This window comes from Streptomyces sp. NPDC007162 (assembly GCF_040634175.1).
GTDB lineage: Bacteria > Actinomycetota > Actinomycetes > Streptomycetales > Streptomycetaceae > Streptomyces.
Genome location: NZ_JBEYFC010000063.1, coordinates 13,484 through 27,708, shown reverse-complemented (window position 1 = coordinate 27,708; position 14,225 = coordinate 13,484). Strand labels below are relative to the sequence as shown.

Below are 14,225 nucleotides of genomic sequence, written 5' to 3'. Positions count from 1 at the left end.
CCGGACGGTCTAGCCGCGGGCCGCCAGCAGCTGCTCGATCACGACCGCCACACCGTCGTCGTTGTTGGCGACCGTGCGGCCGGAGGCGGCGGCGATGACGTCGGGGTGGGCGTTGCCCATCGCGTACGACTGTCCGGCCCAGGTCAGCATCTCGACGTCGTTGGGCATGTCGCCGAAGGCGACGACCTCCTCGTGCGAGATACCGCGTTCGGCACATTCCAGCGCGAGCGTGCTCGCCTTGGAGACGCCCGGGCCGCTGATCTCCAGCAGGGCACTGGGGCTGGACCGGGTGACGGTGGCGCGCTCGCCGACGGCGAGTCGGGCGACGGTGAGGAAGGCGTCGGGGTCCAGCTCGGAGTGGTAGGCGAGGATCTTGAGCACGGGCTCGCCGGCGCTCGGGCCGTCGACGGCCAGGATGTCCTCGGCGGCCAGCAGATGGTCGGGTATCTCCATGTGCAGCTTGGGATAGGCCGGCTCCTGGTGGAAGCCGTACGTCTGCTCGATCGCGTACACCGTGCCGGGCGCGGCCTGGCGCAGCAGCCGTACGGCGTCCAGCGCGTTCTCCCTGGCCAGTTCGCGTACCTTCACGAAGCGGTGGGCTCCGGGGCCGCCGTGCAGGTCGACGACGGCGGCGCCGTTGCCGCAGATCGCCAGACCGTGGCCGTGGACGTGGTCGCTGACGACGTCCATCCAGCGGGCCGGACGGCCGGTGACGAAGAACACCTCGATACCTGCCTCCTCGGCGGCGGCCAGCGCGGCGACCGTCCTCATGGAGACCGACTTGTCGTCGCGCAGCAGGGTGCCGTCGAGATCGGTGGCGATCAGCCGGGGCGGGGTCGCGAAGGCAGGGGTCTCGGGCTGTCGGGTCGCTGAGGTCACCGGGCCATTCTCGCGCATATGCCCGCACGGCAGTGCGTCAGTGTGCACGGATGAGACACAGACGACTCCGGAGCGGGTTCAGCCGAGCTGGGCCGGGGCCTCCATGGCGATCCGCTCGAAGATCTTCTCCTCGGCGGCGAACACCGAGTCCGGGACGGGCCAGTGGATCACCAGCTCGGTGAAGCCCAGCTCCTGATACCGGCCGGCGAAGTCCACGAAGGCGTCCAGCGACTGCAGCGGACGGTCGCGGTCCGGGGTGAAGCCGGTGAGCAGCACCCGGTCCAGCTCCGACACGTCCCGGCCGGCCGTCGCGCAGGCGTCGGCGAGCCTGCCCAGCTGCCCGCCCAGCGCCTCGTAGGACTGCTCGGGCGTGCCCGTCTCGAACAGCTTGGGGTCGCCCGTGGTCACCCATGCCTGGCCGTACCGTGCGGCGAGCTTCAGCCCGCGCGGGCCGGTGGCGGCGACCGCGAAGGGCAGCCGGGGCCGCTGGACACAGCCCGGGATGTTGCGTGCCTCACCGGCCGAGTAGAACTCGCCCTCGTACGTCACCGTGTCCTCGGTGAGCAGCCGGTCGAGCAGGGCCACGAATTCGGCGAACCGGTCGGCCCGCTCGCGCGGGGTCCACGGTTCCTGGCCCAGTGCGGTGGCGTCGAAACCCGTGCCGCCCGCGCCGATGCCGAGCGTCACGCGGCCGCCGGAGATGTCGTCGAGGGAGATCAGCTCCTTGGCGAGCGTCACCGGATGCCGGAAGTTCGGGGAGGTGACCAGTGTGCCGAGGCGCATCCGCTCGGTGCGGGCCGCGGCGGCCGTCAGCGTCGGTACGGCACCGAACCACGGGCCGTCCCGGAAGCTGCGCCAGGACAGGTGGTCGTAGGTGTACGCGGTGTGGAAGCCCAGTTCCTCGGCGCGCGTCCAGGCGGAGGAGCCGCCCTCGCTCCAGCGGCGGTAGGGCAGGATCACGGTGCTCAGGCGCAGACTCATGGGTCCGAGACTAAGGGGACGCACCGGCAGGGGACGAAACGGTCACCGACGGGGCAGCGAACGGTCACCGTATGCGGCTGCTCAGCCAGGGGGTGAGCAGGCTCGCGGCGAGGTGCTCCCGGTACGTGCGGTCTCCGGGCAACGGCACCACCAGCGCGGCCGAGGGCGGGAAGCGGCGGGCGCGGACGTGGGTCAGGCCGCCGAAGACGGAGTGCAGGAAGCCGGGCACGTCGTCACGCGGGACGTCGTGGAACTCGACCCCTTCGACCGTGATCAGGGCGTCGTCCTCCGGATGGAGCCGCACGCTCACCCGGGGCAGCCCGCCGAACTCGGCGTACGCCTCGTGCGGCAGCGAACCGTCCGGGTCCGTGACGACACCGAAGCCCGCCGCGGTGCGCCGTGAGGTCCGGTCGGCGCCGATGTCGTGCGTGACCTCGATCTCCCGCCCGTACTGGGCGGCGATCACCTGGAGAGCGCCGACGGCCGCCTCGGTCGTCGGCAGGTGTTCCCGGTAGTACCCCGAATGGTCCATACCACTCATGATGCCGGGCTCAGTGAGCTTCGGGGAAGCGCAGGTAGGCGGGTGGTACGGCCTTCGTCAGCCACACTCCGTTCGCGCTGAGGTGGAAGACGTGGCCGTCCCGGTGCATCGCGCCCGCGTCGACCGGCAGCACGACGGGACGCCCGCGCCGGGCACCCACCCGTGTCGCGGTCTCACGGTCGGCCGACAGGTGTACGTCATGCCTGTCCATGGGCTTGAGGCCGGCGGTCCGGATCGCGTCCAGGTTGCGTGCGACGGTGCCGTGGAAGAGGTACGGCGGCGGTGTCGCCGGGGGCAGGCCGAGGTCTACGCCGATGGTGTGGCCCTGGCTGGCGCGGATCCGGGTGCCGTCGATCGCGAAGCGCTGCTTGTCGTTGTCGGCGACCACGCGGTCCAGTTCCTCGCGGCTGACCGGGAACCCGTGTGCCGCGGTCGCCGCGAGCAGGGTGTCGATCTCCACCCAGCCGGCCTCGTCCAGTGTCAGCCCGATGCGATCGGGCTGGTGGCGCAGGTGCTTGGAGAGGTATTTCGACACCTTCACGGTGCGCCGCTCCTCGTTCTGTCTGATGGTCTTTTTGTCGTTCACGTCACCAGAGTGCCGGGGGAGACGCGGATCACGCAGTTATTTTCCGCGGGAGGTTTGATCCACAACCAAGTGTGGTTATCCACAGGGGAATTGAGGTTACTGTGGACAACCGCTGGGCGATTCAAGGGGTTTCGTGCAACGAGCCGTCGTACGGTTCACAACTTCGGCTCCACCCTTGCCAGCCTGCGCGCAACCCGGGGTGCCCAACGCGACAGCGCCCGCAGCCCCCGTGCCTCCGGGGTCACCGGCACCACCGCCCGGTTGCGTGCCACCGCGTCCAGGATCGCCGAAGCCACCTTCTCCGGTGGGTAGTTCCGCATCCCGTACAGCCGCGCTGACCGCTGCTGCCGACGCCGTTGCTCCGCCTCGTCGACCCCTGTGAAGCGGGCCGTCGACGTGATGTTCGTGTTGACGAAGCCGGGGCAGATCGCGCTCACGCCGATGCGCCGGTCGGCGAGTTCCGCGCGCAGGCACTCCGAGAGCATGAGGACCGCCGCCTTGGACGTGCTGTAGGCCGGCAGGGCGCGGGAGGGCTGATACGCGGCCGCGGACGCGACGTTCACGATGTGGCCGCCCTGCCCGCGTTCCGCCATCCGGGCCCCGAAGAGCCGGCAGCCGTGGATCACGCCCCACAGGTTCACGTCCAGGACCCGCCGCCAGTCCTCCGGCGTCGTCGTGAAGAAGGACCCCGACAGCCCGACGCCCGCGTTGTTGACCAGCACGTCCAGTACGCCGTACGCGCGGTGGACCTTCTCCGCGAGCTTCTCCATCGTCTGCTCGTCGGAGACGTCGGCGGTCTCGGCCCACGCGTCCGCCGCGCCGGCCAGCCGGACCAGCTCGGCGGTGCGGGCGGCTGCCGCGCCGTCCCGGTCCACGGCCACCACCCGCGCGCCCGCCTCCGCGAAGGCCAGCGCCGTCGCCCGCCCGATGCCGCTGCCCGCTCCCGTGACCAGCACCAGCTGACCCCCGAAACGCTGGGCGTGCGCATCCGAGCGCCTCGGCTCCCGCTCCGGGTCCTCCTCGACCGCCAGCACGAACTCCTCGATCCAGGCGGACACCTGGTCCGGCCGGGTGCGCGGGATCCAGTGCTTGTCGGGCAACGTGCGCCGGGTCAGTCGGGGCGCCCAGCGTTCCAGGTCGTCGTAGAGCCGCTCGGACAGGAACGCGTCGCCCAAAGGAGTAATCAGCTGCACGGGCGCGTGCGCGTACGCGTCCTCGCGCGGGTGGCGCAGTCGGGGCCGGACGTTGTCGCGGTACAGCCAGGCCCCGTGGGCCGCGTCGGAGCGGAGGGACGCGGTCGGGTAGTCGCCCGCGGGCAGCCGCTCGGCCCGCTGGAGCAGCTTGGGCCAGCTCCTGCCGAGGGGGCCGCGCCAGGCCAGTTCGGGGACGGCGGGGGTGTGCAGCAGGTACACGTACCAGGACCTGGCGCCCTGGCCGAGGAGCTGGCCCACCCGGCGGGGCGTCGGACGCTTCACGCGCGCGTCGATCCAGTGCCCGAAGTGGTCGAGGGACGGTCCGGACATCGAGGTGAAGGAGGCGATCCGGCCCTCGGTGCGCCGCACCGTGACGAACTCCCAGGACTGGACCGAGCCCCAGTCGTGGCCGACCAGGTGGACCGGGCGGTCGGGGCTGACCGCGTCGACGACCGCCAGGAAGTCGTCCGTGAGCTTGGCGAGGGTGAAGCCGCCGCGCAGGGGCTTCGGGGCGGTGGAGCGGCCGTGGCCGCGGACGTCGTACAGGACGACGTGGAAGCGGTGGGCCAGCCGGGTCGCGACCTCGGCCCAGACCTCCTTGCTGTCCGGGTAGCCGTGGACGAGGACGACCGTCGGGGCCGACGAATCTCCCAGCTCCAGCACGCACAGGTCGACGCCGCCCGTACGTACCCGCCGCTCGCGCGCGTCCTCGATGCCCGTCACCTGTCCTCCGTCCAGCGCCGCGGGTGCGGCAGATCTCGTCCCGACTGCGGTACGCGTCCGTAACGTGACACGGGTGAATCTGGCAGTTGTTAGAGTCATCGTCAATAGGTCGACCAGGGCAGTGGATAACTCTGCGTAGCCCTCAGGAAGGGGATCCCCTAGGGCCCCGTAATACTCGAGAGTGATGTGAAGACGGCTCTCGGGTCTGACGACCGGGCGTGGTCCAGGTCACTACCTTCGACGTTGTGACTGTGATCGCGACCGAAAGCCTGAGCAAGCGGTTCCCCCGGGTGACCGCGCTCGACCGGCTGTCCGTGGACATCGGACCCGGTGTGACCGGACTCGTCGGAGCCAACGGCGCCGGCAAGTCCACCCTGATCAAGATCCTGCTGGGTCTGTCCCCCGCGACCGAGGGCCGCGCCGAGGTGCTCGGCCTGGACGTCGCCACCAAGGGCGCGGCCATCCGCGAGCGGGTGGGCTACATGCCGGAGCACGACTGCCTGCCGCCCGACGTCTCGGCCACCGAGTTCGTCGTGCACATGGCCCGGATGTCCGGCCTGCCGCCCACCGCCGCCCGCGAGCGCACCGCGGACACCCTGCGCCACGTCGGCCTCTACGAGGAGCGGTACCGCCCCATCGGCGGCTACTCGACCGGCATGAAGCAGCGCGTGAAACTCGCCCAGGCCCTGGTGCACGACCCGCAGCTGGTCTTCCTGGACGAGCCGACCAACGGCCTCGACCCGGTCGGCCGCGACGAGATGCTCGGCCTGATCCGCCGTATCCACACGGACTTCGGCATCTCGGTCCTGGTCACCTCGCACCTGCTCGGCGAACTGGAGCGCACCTGCGACCACGTGGTCGTCGTGGACGGCGGCAAGCTGCTGCGTTCCAGCTCCACCACCGACTTCACGCAGACCACCACCACCCTCGCGATCGAGGTCACCGACAGCGACGAGCACCCCGACGGCACCCGCGCGGTGCGCGACGCGCTCACCGCGCGCGGGGTCGAGACCGACAACGAGGGCGCCGGTCTCCCCGGCGCCGGGCACGTCCTGCTGCTCACCGCCCAGGGCGAGGAGACCTACGACCTGGTCCGGGACGTCGTCGCGGACCTGGGCCTCGGCCTGGTGCGCATGGAGCAGCGCAGACACCACATCTCCGAAGTGTTCACCAGCAGCGACGAGCAGCGGAAGGAGGCGGCCGTCCATGGCGGTTGAGCAGCCCCTGGCCACCCCCGCGGGTGACCAGTCCCGCATCCACGACATCGGCTACCGCGGCTACGACGGCCCGCGCCTCGGCCGCGCCTACGCCCGCGTCTCCCTCTACTCGCAGACCCTGCGCGGCTCCTACGGCCTGGGCCGCTCGGTGAAGTCCAAGGTCCTGCCCATGCTGCTGTTCGCGGTGATGTGCGTGCCGGCGGCCATCATGGTCGCCGTCGCCGTCGCCACCAAGGCGCACGACCTGCCGGTGACCTACTCGCGGTACGCGATCATCATGCAGGCCGTGATCAGCCTGTACGTCGCCTCGCAGGCACCCCAGGCCGTCTCCCGCGACCTGCGCTTCAAGACCGTCCCGCTGTACTTCTCGCGGCCCATCGAGACCGCCGACTACGTCCGGGCCAAGTTCGCGGCCCTCGCCTCCGCCATGTTCATCCTCACCGGCGCCCCGCTGGTCGTCCTGTACCTGGGCGCACTGCTCAGCAAGATGGACTTCGCCCACCAGAGCAAGGGGTTCGGCCAGGGGCTGGTCTCGGCGGCCCTGCTGTCCCTGCTGTTCGCCGGCATCGGCCTGGTCATCGCGTCGGTCACCCCGCGCCGCGGCTTCGGCATCGCCGCCGTGATCGCCGTACTGACCATCTCCTACGGCGCGGTCTCCACCCTCCAGGCCATCGCCGACTCCCAGGGCAGCGCCAGTGCCGTCCCGTGGATCGGCCTGTTCTCACCGGTCACGCTGATCGGCGGCCTGAGCAGCGCCTTCCTCGGCGGCACCAACACCTTCCCGGGCGGCGACGGACCCACCCACGCCCAGGGCGTGGTGTACCTGCTCGTCATCCTGGGTCTCGTCGCCGCGACCTACGGCCTGCTGCTGCGCCGCTACAAGAAGGTGGGACTGTGACCACGCTCTCCATCGACCACGTCTCCCGCTGGTTCGGCAACGTGGTCGCCGTCAACGACATCACCATGACCATCGGCCCCGGGGTCACCGGCCTGCTCGGCCCGAACGGCGCCGGCAAGTCCACCCTCATCAACATGATGGGCGGCTTCCTCGCCCCCTCCACCGGCACGGTCACCCTCGACGGCCGGCAGGTCTGGCGCAACGAGGAGATCTACAAGCACATCGGCATCGTCCCCGAACGCGAGGCGATGTACGACTTCCTCACCGGCCGCGAATTCGTGGTCGCCAACGCGGAGTTGCACGGCCTCGGCGCCAAGGCGGCCCAGCGGGCGCTCGCGACGGTCGAGATGGAGTACGCGCAGGACCGCAAGATCCAGACGTACTCCAAGGGCATGCGCCAGCGCGTGAAGATGGCATCCGCCCTGGTCCACGACCCGTCCCTGCTCCTCCTCGACGAGCCGTTCAACGGCATGGACCCGCGCCAGCGCATGCAGCTGATGGACCTGCTGCGCAGGATGGGCGACGAGGGCCGGACGGTCCTGTTCTCCTCCCACATCCTCGAAGAGGTCGAGCAACTCGCCTGGCACATCGAGGTCGTGGTGGCCGGCCGGCACGCGGCCAGCGGCGACTTCCGCAAGATCCGCCGTCTGATGACCGACCGCCCGCACCGCTACCTGGTCCGCTCCAGCGACGACCGCGCGCTCGCGGCGGCGCTCATCGCGGACCCCTCCACCTCGGGCATCGAAGTGGACGTCACCGAGGGTGCGCTGCGCATCCAGGCCGTCGACTTCGGCCGTTTCACCGCGCTGCTGCCGAAGGTCGCACGCGACCACGGCATCCGGCTGCTCACGGTCTCGCCGTCCGACGAGTCCCTCGAATCCGTGTTCTCGTACCTGGTCGCGGCGTAGGAGGCCAAAGATGTACGACCCCACAGTCGCCCGGCTCACCTACCGGGCCCTGCTCGGCCGTCGCCGGGCCCTCATTCTGGGTGCCCTGCCCCTGCTGCTGATCGTGATCTCCGTGGTCGTCCGCGGCCTCGCGGGAGCCGACGACCAGACTGCCGCCGACCTGCTCGGCGGCCTCGCCCTCGCGACCATGGTGCCGCTCATCGGCGTCATCGCGGGCACGGGCGCGATCGGCCCCGAGATCGACGACGGCTCGGTGGTGTACCTCCTGTCCAAGCCGATCAAACGGCCGACGATCATCTTCACCAAGCTGATCGTGGCGGTCGCCGTGACCATGGTGTTCTCGGCCCTGCCGACCCTGATCGCGGGCTTCGTCCTCAACGGCAACGGCCAGCAGATCGCCGTCGCCTACACGGTGGCCGCGCTGGTCGCGTCGATCGCCTATGCGGCGCTCTTCCTGCTGCTGGGCACGGTGTCCCGGCACGCGGTGGTCTTCGGGCTCGTCTACGCCCTGGTCTGGGAGGCGCTGTTCGGCTCTCTCGTGCCGGGCGCGCGCACGCTGAGCGTCCAGCAGTGGTCCCTGGCGGTCGCCCACAAGGTGACCGGCGGTGATCTGGTCACGTCCGACGTGTCCCTGACCACGGCCACGGTGCTGCTGGTGGTGGTCACCGTCCTCGCGACCTGGTTCGCCGGCCAGAAGCTGCGCTCGCTGACGCTGGCGGGCGAGGAGTAGACGGCCCCTTTACTGACGGGGGCTTCACCTGCCTCCGGGCAGACTGGGCAAAGGGGGACGTTCTGTGGAGAGGGACGGGGATGGCTGAGGGCTTCAAAGGCGCCGAGTGGGACGGCGTCGTCCTGGACGAGGACTTCATACGGTCGGCCGAGACCTCGGAGCCGTCCGCGCGGGCACGGATGCTGGCGGCGCGGTGGAAGGCCGAGGAACCCGAGCCTCAGCCGTGGCGGTCGGACGAGGCGCCCGCGGGGTGGTTCTTCAGTAAGGCGCGGCGCAAGTGGTGGCGCCGGTGAGGTAGGGGGGCGACCGCGCGCGGTGGGCGCCCCTCGAATAATCACTGGCGTCCAACTCGGCCCAGAGGCACAGTAGTTGTGTCAGCCCACCATCTGGGAGAGGAGCCGGACGATGTCCATGCACGACAGTACGTCCCGCTCCCGTCAGGGCAGCCCTCGGCGGATCGCCGTGTAGCTGCCCGGGGCGGCCGCTTCGAGCACGCGATGGTCGCTCTCGCGTGGGCCGCCCACCCGGAGGATTGGCCGAGTGGTAAGGCACCGGCTTGCGCTGTGCTCCATCAGACGCGAGTCGTGGTCGGGCCTGAAAAGCCCGCGCACGTTCGATCCGTGCATCCTCCGCGGAGCCCGTAAGCCCGCTTCAGCCGAGCAGACGCTCCACGACCGCCGCGATGCCGTCCTCCTCGTTGGATGACGTCACCTCGTCGGCCACGGCCCTCAGTTCCGCATGGGCGTTGGCCATGGCCACCCCGCGAGCGGCCCAGGCGAACATCGGGATGTCGTTCGGCATGTCGCCGAAGGCGATCGTGTCGGCCGCCTTCAGGCCGAGCCGGCGCGCGGCCAGGGACAGACCCGTCGCCTTCGACAGACCCAGCGGGAGCAGTTCCACGATCCCCTCGCCCGCCATGGCCACGCCCACGAAGCCGCCGGCCGCCTGGCGCGCCGCCTCGGCGAGTTCGTCGTCGGTGAGGTCGGGGTGCTGTATGTAGATCTTGTTCAGCGGTGCCGACCACAGGTCCGCGGCGTCCGTGAAGGGGGTCGACGGAAGGCGACCCGTCAGCGCGTACCCCGGGCCCACCAGCACATCGCCGTCGAGTCCGTCCCGGCTTGCCGCCAGGTACAGCGGGCCGACCTCGGCCTCGATCTTCGCCAGCGCGACCCCGGCCAGCTGACGGTCCAGCGTCACGGACGTCAGCAGGCGGTGCGACCCGGCGTCGTACACCTGCGCCCCCTGGCCGCAGACAGCGAGGCCGTCGTACCCGAGGTCGTCGAGGATGTGCCGGGTCCAGGGGACCCCGCGGCCGGTGACGACGATGTGTGCGGCGCCCGCCGCGGTGGCCGCGGCGAGCGCTTCACGGGTGCGCCGGGAGATCGACTCGTCGGAGCGCAGCAGCGTCCCGTCGAGATCGGTGGCGATGAGCCCGTAGGGGAACGAGGTCACCGGGACACCGGCTCCAGGACCTCCCGGCCGCCCAGGTACGGGCGCAGCACCTCGGGCACGCGCACCGAGCCGTCGGCCAGCTGGTGGTTCTCCAGGATCGCCACGATCGTGCGCGGGACGGCGCAGAGCGTGCCGTTGAGCGTCGCGAGCGGCTGCACCTTCTTGCCGTCGCGCATCCGGACGGACAGCCGGCGGGCCTGGAAGCTGTCGCAGTTGGAGGCCGACGTCAGCTCGCGGTACTTGCCCTGGGTCGGGATCCACGCCTCGCAGTCGTACTTGCGGGACGCCGACGCGCCGAGGTCGCCCGAGGCCACGTCGATGACCTGGAAGGGCAGCTCGAGGCCGGTCAGCCACTGCTTCTCCCAGTCCAGGAGTCGCTTGTGCTCGTTCTCCGCGTCCTCGGGCGCGACGTAGGAGAACATCTCGACCTTGTCGAACTGGTGCACGCGGAAGATGCCGCGGGTGTCCTTGCCGTACGTGCCCGCCTCGCGGCGGAAGCAGGGCGAGAAGCCCGCGTAGCGCAGCGGCAGCCGGTCGGCGTCGAGGATCTCGTCCATGTGGTACGCGGCGAGCGGGACCTCGGAGGTGCCGACCAGGTAGTAGTCGTCCTTCTCCAGGTGGTACACGTTCTCGGCGGCCTGGCCGAGGAAGCCGGTGCCCTCCATGGCGCGCGGACGGACCAGCGCCGGGGTCAGCATCGGGGTGAACCCGGCCTCGGTGGCCTGCGCGATCGCCGCGTTGACCAGCGCCAGCTCGAGGAGGGCGCCGACACCGGTCAGGTAGTAGAAGCGCGAGCCGGACACCTTGGCGCCGCGTTCGACGTCGATGGCGCCCAGTGCCTCGCCGAGTTCCAGGTGGTCCCTGGGCTCGAAACCCTCGGCGCCGAAGTCGCGGATGGTGCCGTGCGTCTCCAGGACGACGAAGTCCTCCTCGCCGCCGACCGGGACGTCGGGGTGCACGAGGTTGCCCAGTTGCAGCGCGAGGCGCTTGGTCTCCTCGTCGGCCTCGTGCTGCTCGGCGTCGGCGGTCTTGACGTCGGCGGCGAGCTGGCTCGCCTTCTTCAGCAGCTCGGCCTTCTCGTCGCCGGAGGCCTTGGGGATGAGCTTGCCGAGCGACTTCTGTTCGTTGCGCAGCTCGTCGAAGCGGACGCCGGACGACCTGCGCCGCTCGTCGGCAGACAGGAGGGAGTCGACGAGCGCGACGTCCTCTCCACGGGCGCGCTGGGACGCGCGCACACGGTCGGGGTCCTCACGGAGCAGGCGAAGGTCAATCACGGAGTCAAGGCTACCGGTGTGGGGTTGCCCCCCACGACTCACTATTCCCACGTGTTCCGATTCACGGCTTACGTTCGGTTATGGGGGAATTGCCGACCGTGTCAATAAAAAGTGTCTCACTCCCTGGGACGGGGCAGGCACCCGGCGTCCGGTTGACTCGAAATCCTTGTGGAGAAGGGAACTTGGGGGCCCGGTTGTCCACAGGTGTCCATGCCTCCGCGAGAGTTATCCACAGGGTGTGTGGAAGAGATGTGGACTTCGAAATCGATCACTTCGCGAGCGTCGAGCGAGGAGAGAAATTCCCGTCGCAAACCCGGACAACACCCACTTTCGAGTGGAAAGGCGTCGCTCCAGGAGATGAACCATGGGAAACGAGTGGACGAAGGGTGATGTGCGCGAGTGAGGCCCCGCCGGTCGACTGTAGGCCGATTTGTCGACAGGGTCAGGCCCCTCTGTCGACTTGTCCCCAGGTCGAGAAGAGTGCCTGTGGATAACTTCTGTGGATAACGAAGATATGAGAGTACGACTGGCTAGAAACGGCCGTCCTGGCAGCGTGCCACCCAGTCCGAGGCGGCCATGAACTCCTCGTCCGAGGTCCCCGGCAGCGTGGGTCCCATGGTCTCGCCGAGGCGGATGTCCGCCCGCGGATACGAGCCCAGGAACCGCACCTGGCGGCAGATCCGCTTCAGCCCCATCAGGGCCTCCGCCACCCGCCGGTCGGAGATGTGGCCCTCGGCGTCGATGCAGAAGCAGTAGTTGCCGATGCCGGCACCGGTCGGCCGGGACTGCAGCAGCATCAGGTTGACACCCCGGGTGGCGAACTCGCCGAGCAGATCACGCAGCCCGCCGGGGTGGTCGTCGTTCTGCCAGAGGACGATCGAGGTCTTGTCCGCGCCGGTCGGGGCCGCGGGCCGGGCCGGACGGCCGACGAGCACGAAGCGGGTCTGCGCGTTCTCCGCGTCGTGGATCCCGGTCTCCAGGGCCTCCAGGTGGTATCGCTCGGCCGCGAACTCTCCGGCGAACGCGGCGTCGTAGCGGCCCTCCTGGACGAGCCGGGCGCCGTCCGCGTTCGACGCGGAGGACTCCCAGAGGGCTTCGGGCAGGTTGGCCCGCAGCCAGTTGCGGACCTGCGGTTGGGCGACCGGATGAGCGGTCACCGTCTTGATCTCGGAGAGCTTGGTGCCCGGCCGGACCAGCAACGCGAAGGTGATCGACAGCAGCACCTCGCGGTAGATCATCAGCGGCTCGCCCGCGACCAGTTCGTCGAGGGTCGCGGTGACCCCGCCCTCGACGGAGTTCTCGATCGGTACGAAGGCGGCCTCGGCCTCGCCGTTCCTGACGGCGTCCAGCGCGGACTGCACGGAGACGTACGGGACGAGCTCCCGGGTGGCGGACTCCGGAAGCGTGCGCAGGGCGACTTCGGTGAAGGTGCCTTCGGGACCGAGATACGCATAGCTCGCTGGCATGTCCCTCACCCTAATGGGCGCAGCCACGCCCGGCCGCCCTGTCTCACCGGAACCACTCGACCGGGTGGTTTGAAACCCGGGAGGGCCCGCTGTCACCCCTCCAGCAGTCGTTGCCCCACGTACTCCCCGTCGGACGCCCCGCCCGGCACCGCGAACAGCCCGCTCGCCTCGTGCCGGATGTACTGCGACAGGGCGTCCCCGCGGTCCAGCTTCCGCTGCAGCGGCACGAACCCGCGCAGCGGATCCGCCTGCCAGCAGACGAAGAGCAGCCCCGCGTCGGGCGTCCCGTCCGCGTCGATGCCGTCGTGGTACGAGAACGGGCGCCGCAGGATGGCCGCGCCGCCGTTCTGGTCGGGCCGGGTGATCCGGGCGTGGGCGTTGACCGGGACCACGTACTCGCCGTCGGCCCTGGCCTTCTCCAGGTCCATGGCCGTCGTCTCGGTGCCCCCGGACAGGGGCGCCCCGTTCGACTTCTTCCGCCCGATCACGTTCTCCTGGGCTGCCAGCGACAGCTTCTCCCAGTCGTCCAGAAGCATCCGGATCCGTCGTACGACGGCGTAGGAGCCGTTCGCCATCCACCCGGGTTCACCCGAAGAGGGCACGAAGATCCGCTGGTCGAAGTCGGAGTCCGTCGGCTTCGGATTGCGGGTGCCGTCCAGCTGGCCCATGAGGTTGCGGGCCGTCATGGGACGGGCGGTGGCGCCCGGGGTGCGGTTGAAGCCGTTCATCTGCCAGCGCACCCGGGCCGCGCTGCCGGCGTCCTTCTGGATCGCGCGCAGGGCGTGGAAGGCGACCAGCGCGTCGTCGGCGCCGATCTGCACCCACAGGTCGCCGTTGCTGCGGGCCTTGTCGAGATGGTCGGAGGAGAAGTCGGGCAGCGGGTCCAGGGCGGGCGGCCGCTGCTTCTCCAGTCCGGTACGGGCGAAGAAGCTGTTGCCGAAGCCGAAGGTGATCGTCAGCGACGAGGGACCCGCGTCCCTGGCCACGTCCGTGTCGTCGTGGGTCGTCGGCTCGCCCCCCATCAGCCGGTCGGCCGTCGCCGACCAGCGGCGCAGCAGTGCGGCGGCCTCCGTGCGGCCCGCGCCCGCCGCCAGGTCGAAGGCGATCAGATGGCCGCGCGCCTGGAGGCCCTCGGTGATGCCCGGCTGATGTTTCCCGTGAAACATCGCCCGGCCGGAGCCCACCGCGCTGAGCGGGGTGGCCTGGGCGGGCGCGGCGGCGTAGCCGACGCCCGCGCCCGCCGCACCGAGCGCGAGCCCGGTGGCCCCGGCGGTGCCGAGCAGCGCGCGCCTGCTGACGCCGCCGGCCGCGGGCGCCGACGGGGTCTCGCCGGTGACCGGCGTACGAAGGGACTGGGACTGTTCAGCCATGGTGCGG

14 protein-coding genes and 1 tRNA gene are annotated in these 14,225 nt (G+C 70.4%); 6 read left to right on the top strand and 9 right to left on the bottom strand.

Annotated elements, in window-relative coordinates; translation table 11 throughout:
- Positions 1-9: 9 nt before the first annotated feature.
- The 5 genes from ABZ646_RS10665 to ABZ646_RS10645 form a co-directional block, all read right to left on the bottom strand.
- A complete protein-coding gene (locus tag ABZ646_RS10665) occupies positions 10-897 on the bottom strand; it encodes an HAD-IIB family hydrolase (RefSeq protein WP_360515712.1) in 888 nt (295 codons plus the stop codon).
- A gap of 60 nt (positions 898-957) precedes the next feature.
- Positions 958-1,860: an LLM class flavin-dependent oxidoreductase gene (locus ABZ646_RS10660; RefSeq protein ID WP_360515709.1), complete on the bottom strand. Its 903-nt coding sequence runs from the start codon at positions 1,858-1,860 to the stop codon at positions 958-960.
- A gap of 64 nt (positions 1,861-1,924) precedes the next feature.
- Positions 1,925-2,392, bottom strand: a complete 468-nt coding sequence (locus tag ABZ646_RS10655; protein WP_360515706.1) for a hypothetical protein — start codon at positions 2,390-2,392, stop codon at positions 1,925-1,927.
- Between the two features lie 19 nt (positions 2,393-2,411).
- On the bottom strand, positions 2,412-2,987 hold the full coding sequence (locus ABZ646_RS10650) for an RNA 2'-phosphotransferase (RefSeq protein WP_360515703.1): 576 nt from the start codon (positions 2,985-2,987) through the stop codon (positions 2,412-2,414).
- Between the two features lie 155 nt (positions 2,988-3,142).
- Entirely contained in the window at positions 3,143-4,903 is a 1,761-nt protein-coding gene (locus tag ABZ646_RS10645; RefSeq protein WP_360515700.1) for an SDR family oxidoreductase, read from the bottom strand.
- 251 nt (positions 4,904-5,154) lie between these two features.
- On the opposite strand from ABZ646_RS10645, the gene ABZ646_RS10640 reads away from it, so the two are divergent.
- The 6 genes from ABZ646_RS10640 to ABZ646_RS10615 all read left to right on the top strand — a co-directional run bounded on the left by ABZ646_RS10640 (position 5,155) and on the right by ABZ646_RS10615 (position 9,288).
- On the top strand, positions 5,155-6,120 hold the full coding sequence (locus ABZ646_RS10640; protein ID WP_360515718.1) for an ABC transporter ATP-binding protein: 966 nt from the start codon (positions 5,155-5,157) through the stop codon (positions 6,118-6,120).
- Positions 6,110-7,018 (top strand): ABC transporter permease, encoded by a 909-nt coding sequence (locus ABZ646_RS10635; protein ID WP_360515697.1) that lies wholly within the window; start codon positions 6,110-6,112, stop codon positions 7,016-7,018. The genes ABZ646_RS10640 and ABZ646_RS10635 overlap by 11 nt, the downstream gene beginning before the upstream one ends.
- Entirely contained in the window at positions 7,015-7,926 is a 912-nt protein-coding gene (locus ABZ646_RS10630; RefSeq protein ID WP_360515694.1) for an ABC transporter ATP-binding protein, read from the top strand. Before ABZ646_RS10635 ends, ABZ646_RS10630 begins: the two co-directional genes overlap by 4 nt.
- 10 nt (positions 7,927-7,936) lie before the next feature.
- Positions 7,937-8,656 carry an ABC transporter permease gene (locus ABZ646_RS10625; RefSeq protein ID WP_360515691.1) on the top strand — a complete coding sequence of 240 codons (720 nt, stop codon included), beginning with the start codon at positions 7,937-7,939 and terminating at the stop codon, positions 8,654-8,656.
- 80 nt (positions 8,657-8,736) lie between these two features.
- Positions 8,737-8,949 carry a hypothetical protein gene (locus tag ABZ646_RS10620; protein WP_360515688.1) on the top strand — a complete coding sequence of 71 codons (213 nt, stop codon included), beginning with the start codon at positions 8,737-8,739 and terminating at the stop codon, positions 8,947-8,949.
- Between the two features lie 233 nt (positions 8,950-9,182).
- Positions 9,183-9,288: transfer RNA gene (locus ABZ646_RS10615), tRNA-OTHER, on the top strand.
- 19 nt (positions 9,289-9,307) lie between these two features.
- Here the strand turns inward: ABZ646_RS10615 and ABZ646_RS10610 are convergent.
- The 4 genes from ABZ646_RS10610 to efeB form a co-directional block, all read right to left on the bottom strand.
- On the bottom strand, positions 9,308-10,108 hold the full coding sequence (locus ABZ646_RS10610; protein ID WP_360515685.1) for an HAD family hydrolase: 801 nt from the start codon (positions 10,106-10,108) through the stop codon (positions 9,308-9,310).
- The gene (gene serS, locus ABZ646_RS10605) at positions 10,105-11,382 is read right to left on the bottom strand and encodes a serine--tRNA ligase (RefSeq protein ID WP_360515682.1); all 1,278 of its coding nucleotides are present in this window, start codon (positions 11,380-11,382) and stop codon (positions 10,105-10,107) included. The genes ABZ646_RS10610 and serS overlap by 4 nt, the downstream gene beginning before the upstream one ends.
- Before the next feature lie 530 nt (positions 11,383-11,912).
- Positions 11,913-12,848 carry a prephenate dehydratase gene (gene pheA / locus ABZ646_RS10600; protein WP_360515679.1) on the bottom strand — a complete coding sequence of 312 codons (936 nt, stop codon included), beginning with the start codon at positions 12,846-12,848 and terminating at the stop codon, positions 11,913-11,915.
- A gap of 92 nt (positions 12,849-12,940) precedes the next feature.
- On the bottom strand, positions 12,941-14,218 hold the full coding sequence (gene efeB, locus ABZ646_RS10595; protein WP_360515676.1) for an iron uptake transporter deferrochelatase/peroxidase subunit: 1,278 nt from the start codon (positions 14,216-14,218) through the stop codon (positions 12,941-12,943).
- Between the last annotated feature and the right edge of the window lie 7 nt (positions 14,219-14,225).

Bases quoted from the DNA above. Each gene is read 5' to 3' on its own strand.
- ABZ646_RS10665 (WP_360515712.1), bottom strand. From the start codon at position 897: ATGCGCGAGAATGGCCCGGTGACCTCAGCGACCCGACAGCCCGAGACC.
- ABZ646_RS10660 (WP_360515709.1), bottom strand. From the start codon at position 1,860: ATGAGTCTGCGCCTGAGCACCGTGATCCTGCCCTACCGCCGCTGGAGC.
- ABZ646_RS10655 (WP_360515706.1), bottom strand. From the start codon at position 2,392: ATGGACCATTCGGGGTACTACCGGGAACACCTGCCGACGACCGAGGCG.
- ABZ646_RS10635 (WP_360515697.1), top strand. From the start codon at position 6,110: ATGGCGGTTGAGCAGCCCCTGGCCACCCCCGCGGGTGACCAGTCCCGC.
- ABZ646_RS10625 (WP_360515691.1), top strand. From the start codon at position 7,937: ATGTACGACCCCACAGTCGCCCGGCTCACCTACCGGGCCCTGCTCGGC.
- ABZ646_RS10620 (WP_360515688.1), top strand. From the start codon at position 8,737: ATGGCTGAGGGCTTCAAAGGCGCCGAGTGGGACGGCGTCGTCCTGGAC.
- pheA (WP_360515679.1), bottom strand. From the start codon at position 12,848: ATGCCAGCGAGCTATGCGTATCTCGGTCCCGAAGGCACCTTCACCGAA.
- efeB (WP_360515676.1), bottom strand. From the start codon at position 14,218: ATGGCTGAACAGTCCCAGTCCCTTCGTACGCCGGTCACCGGCGAGACC.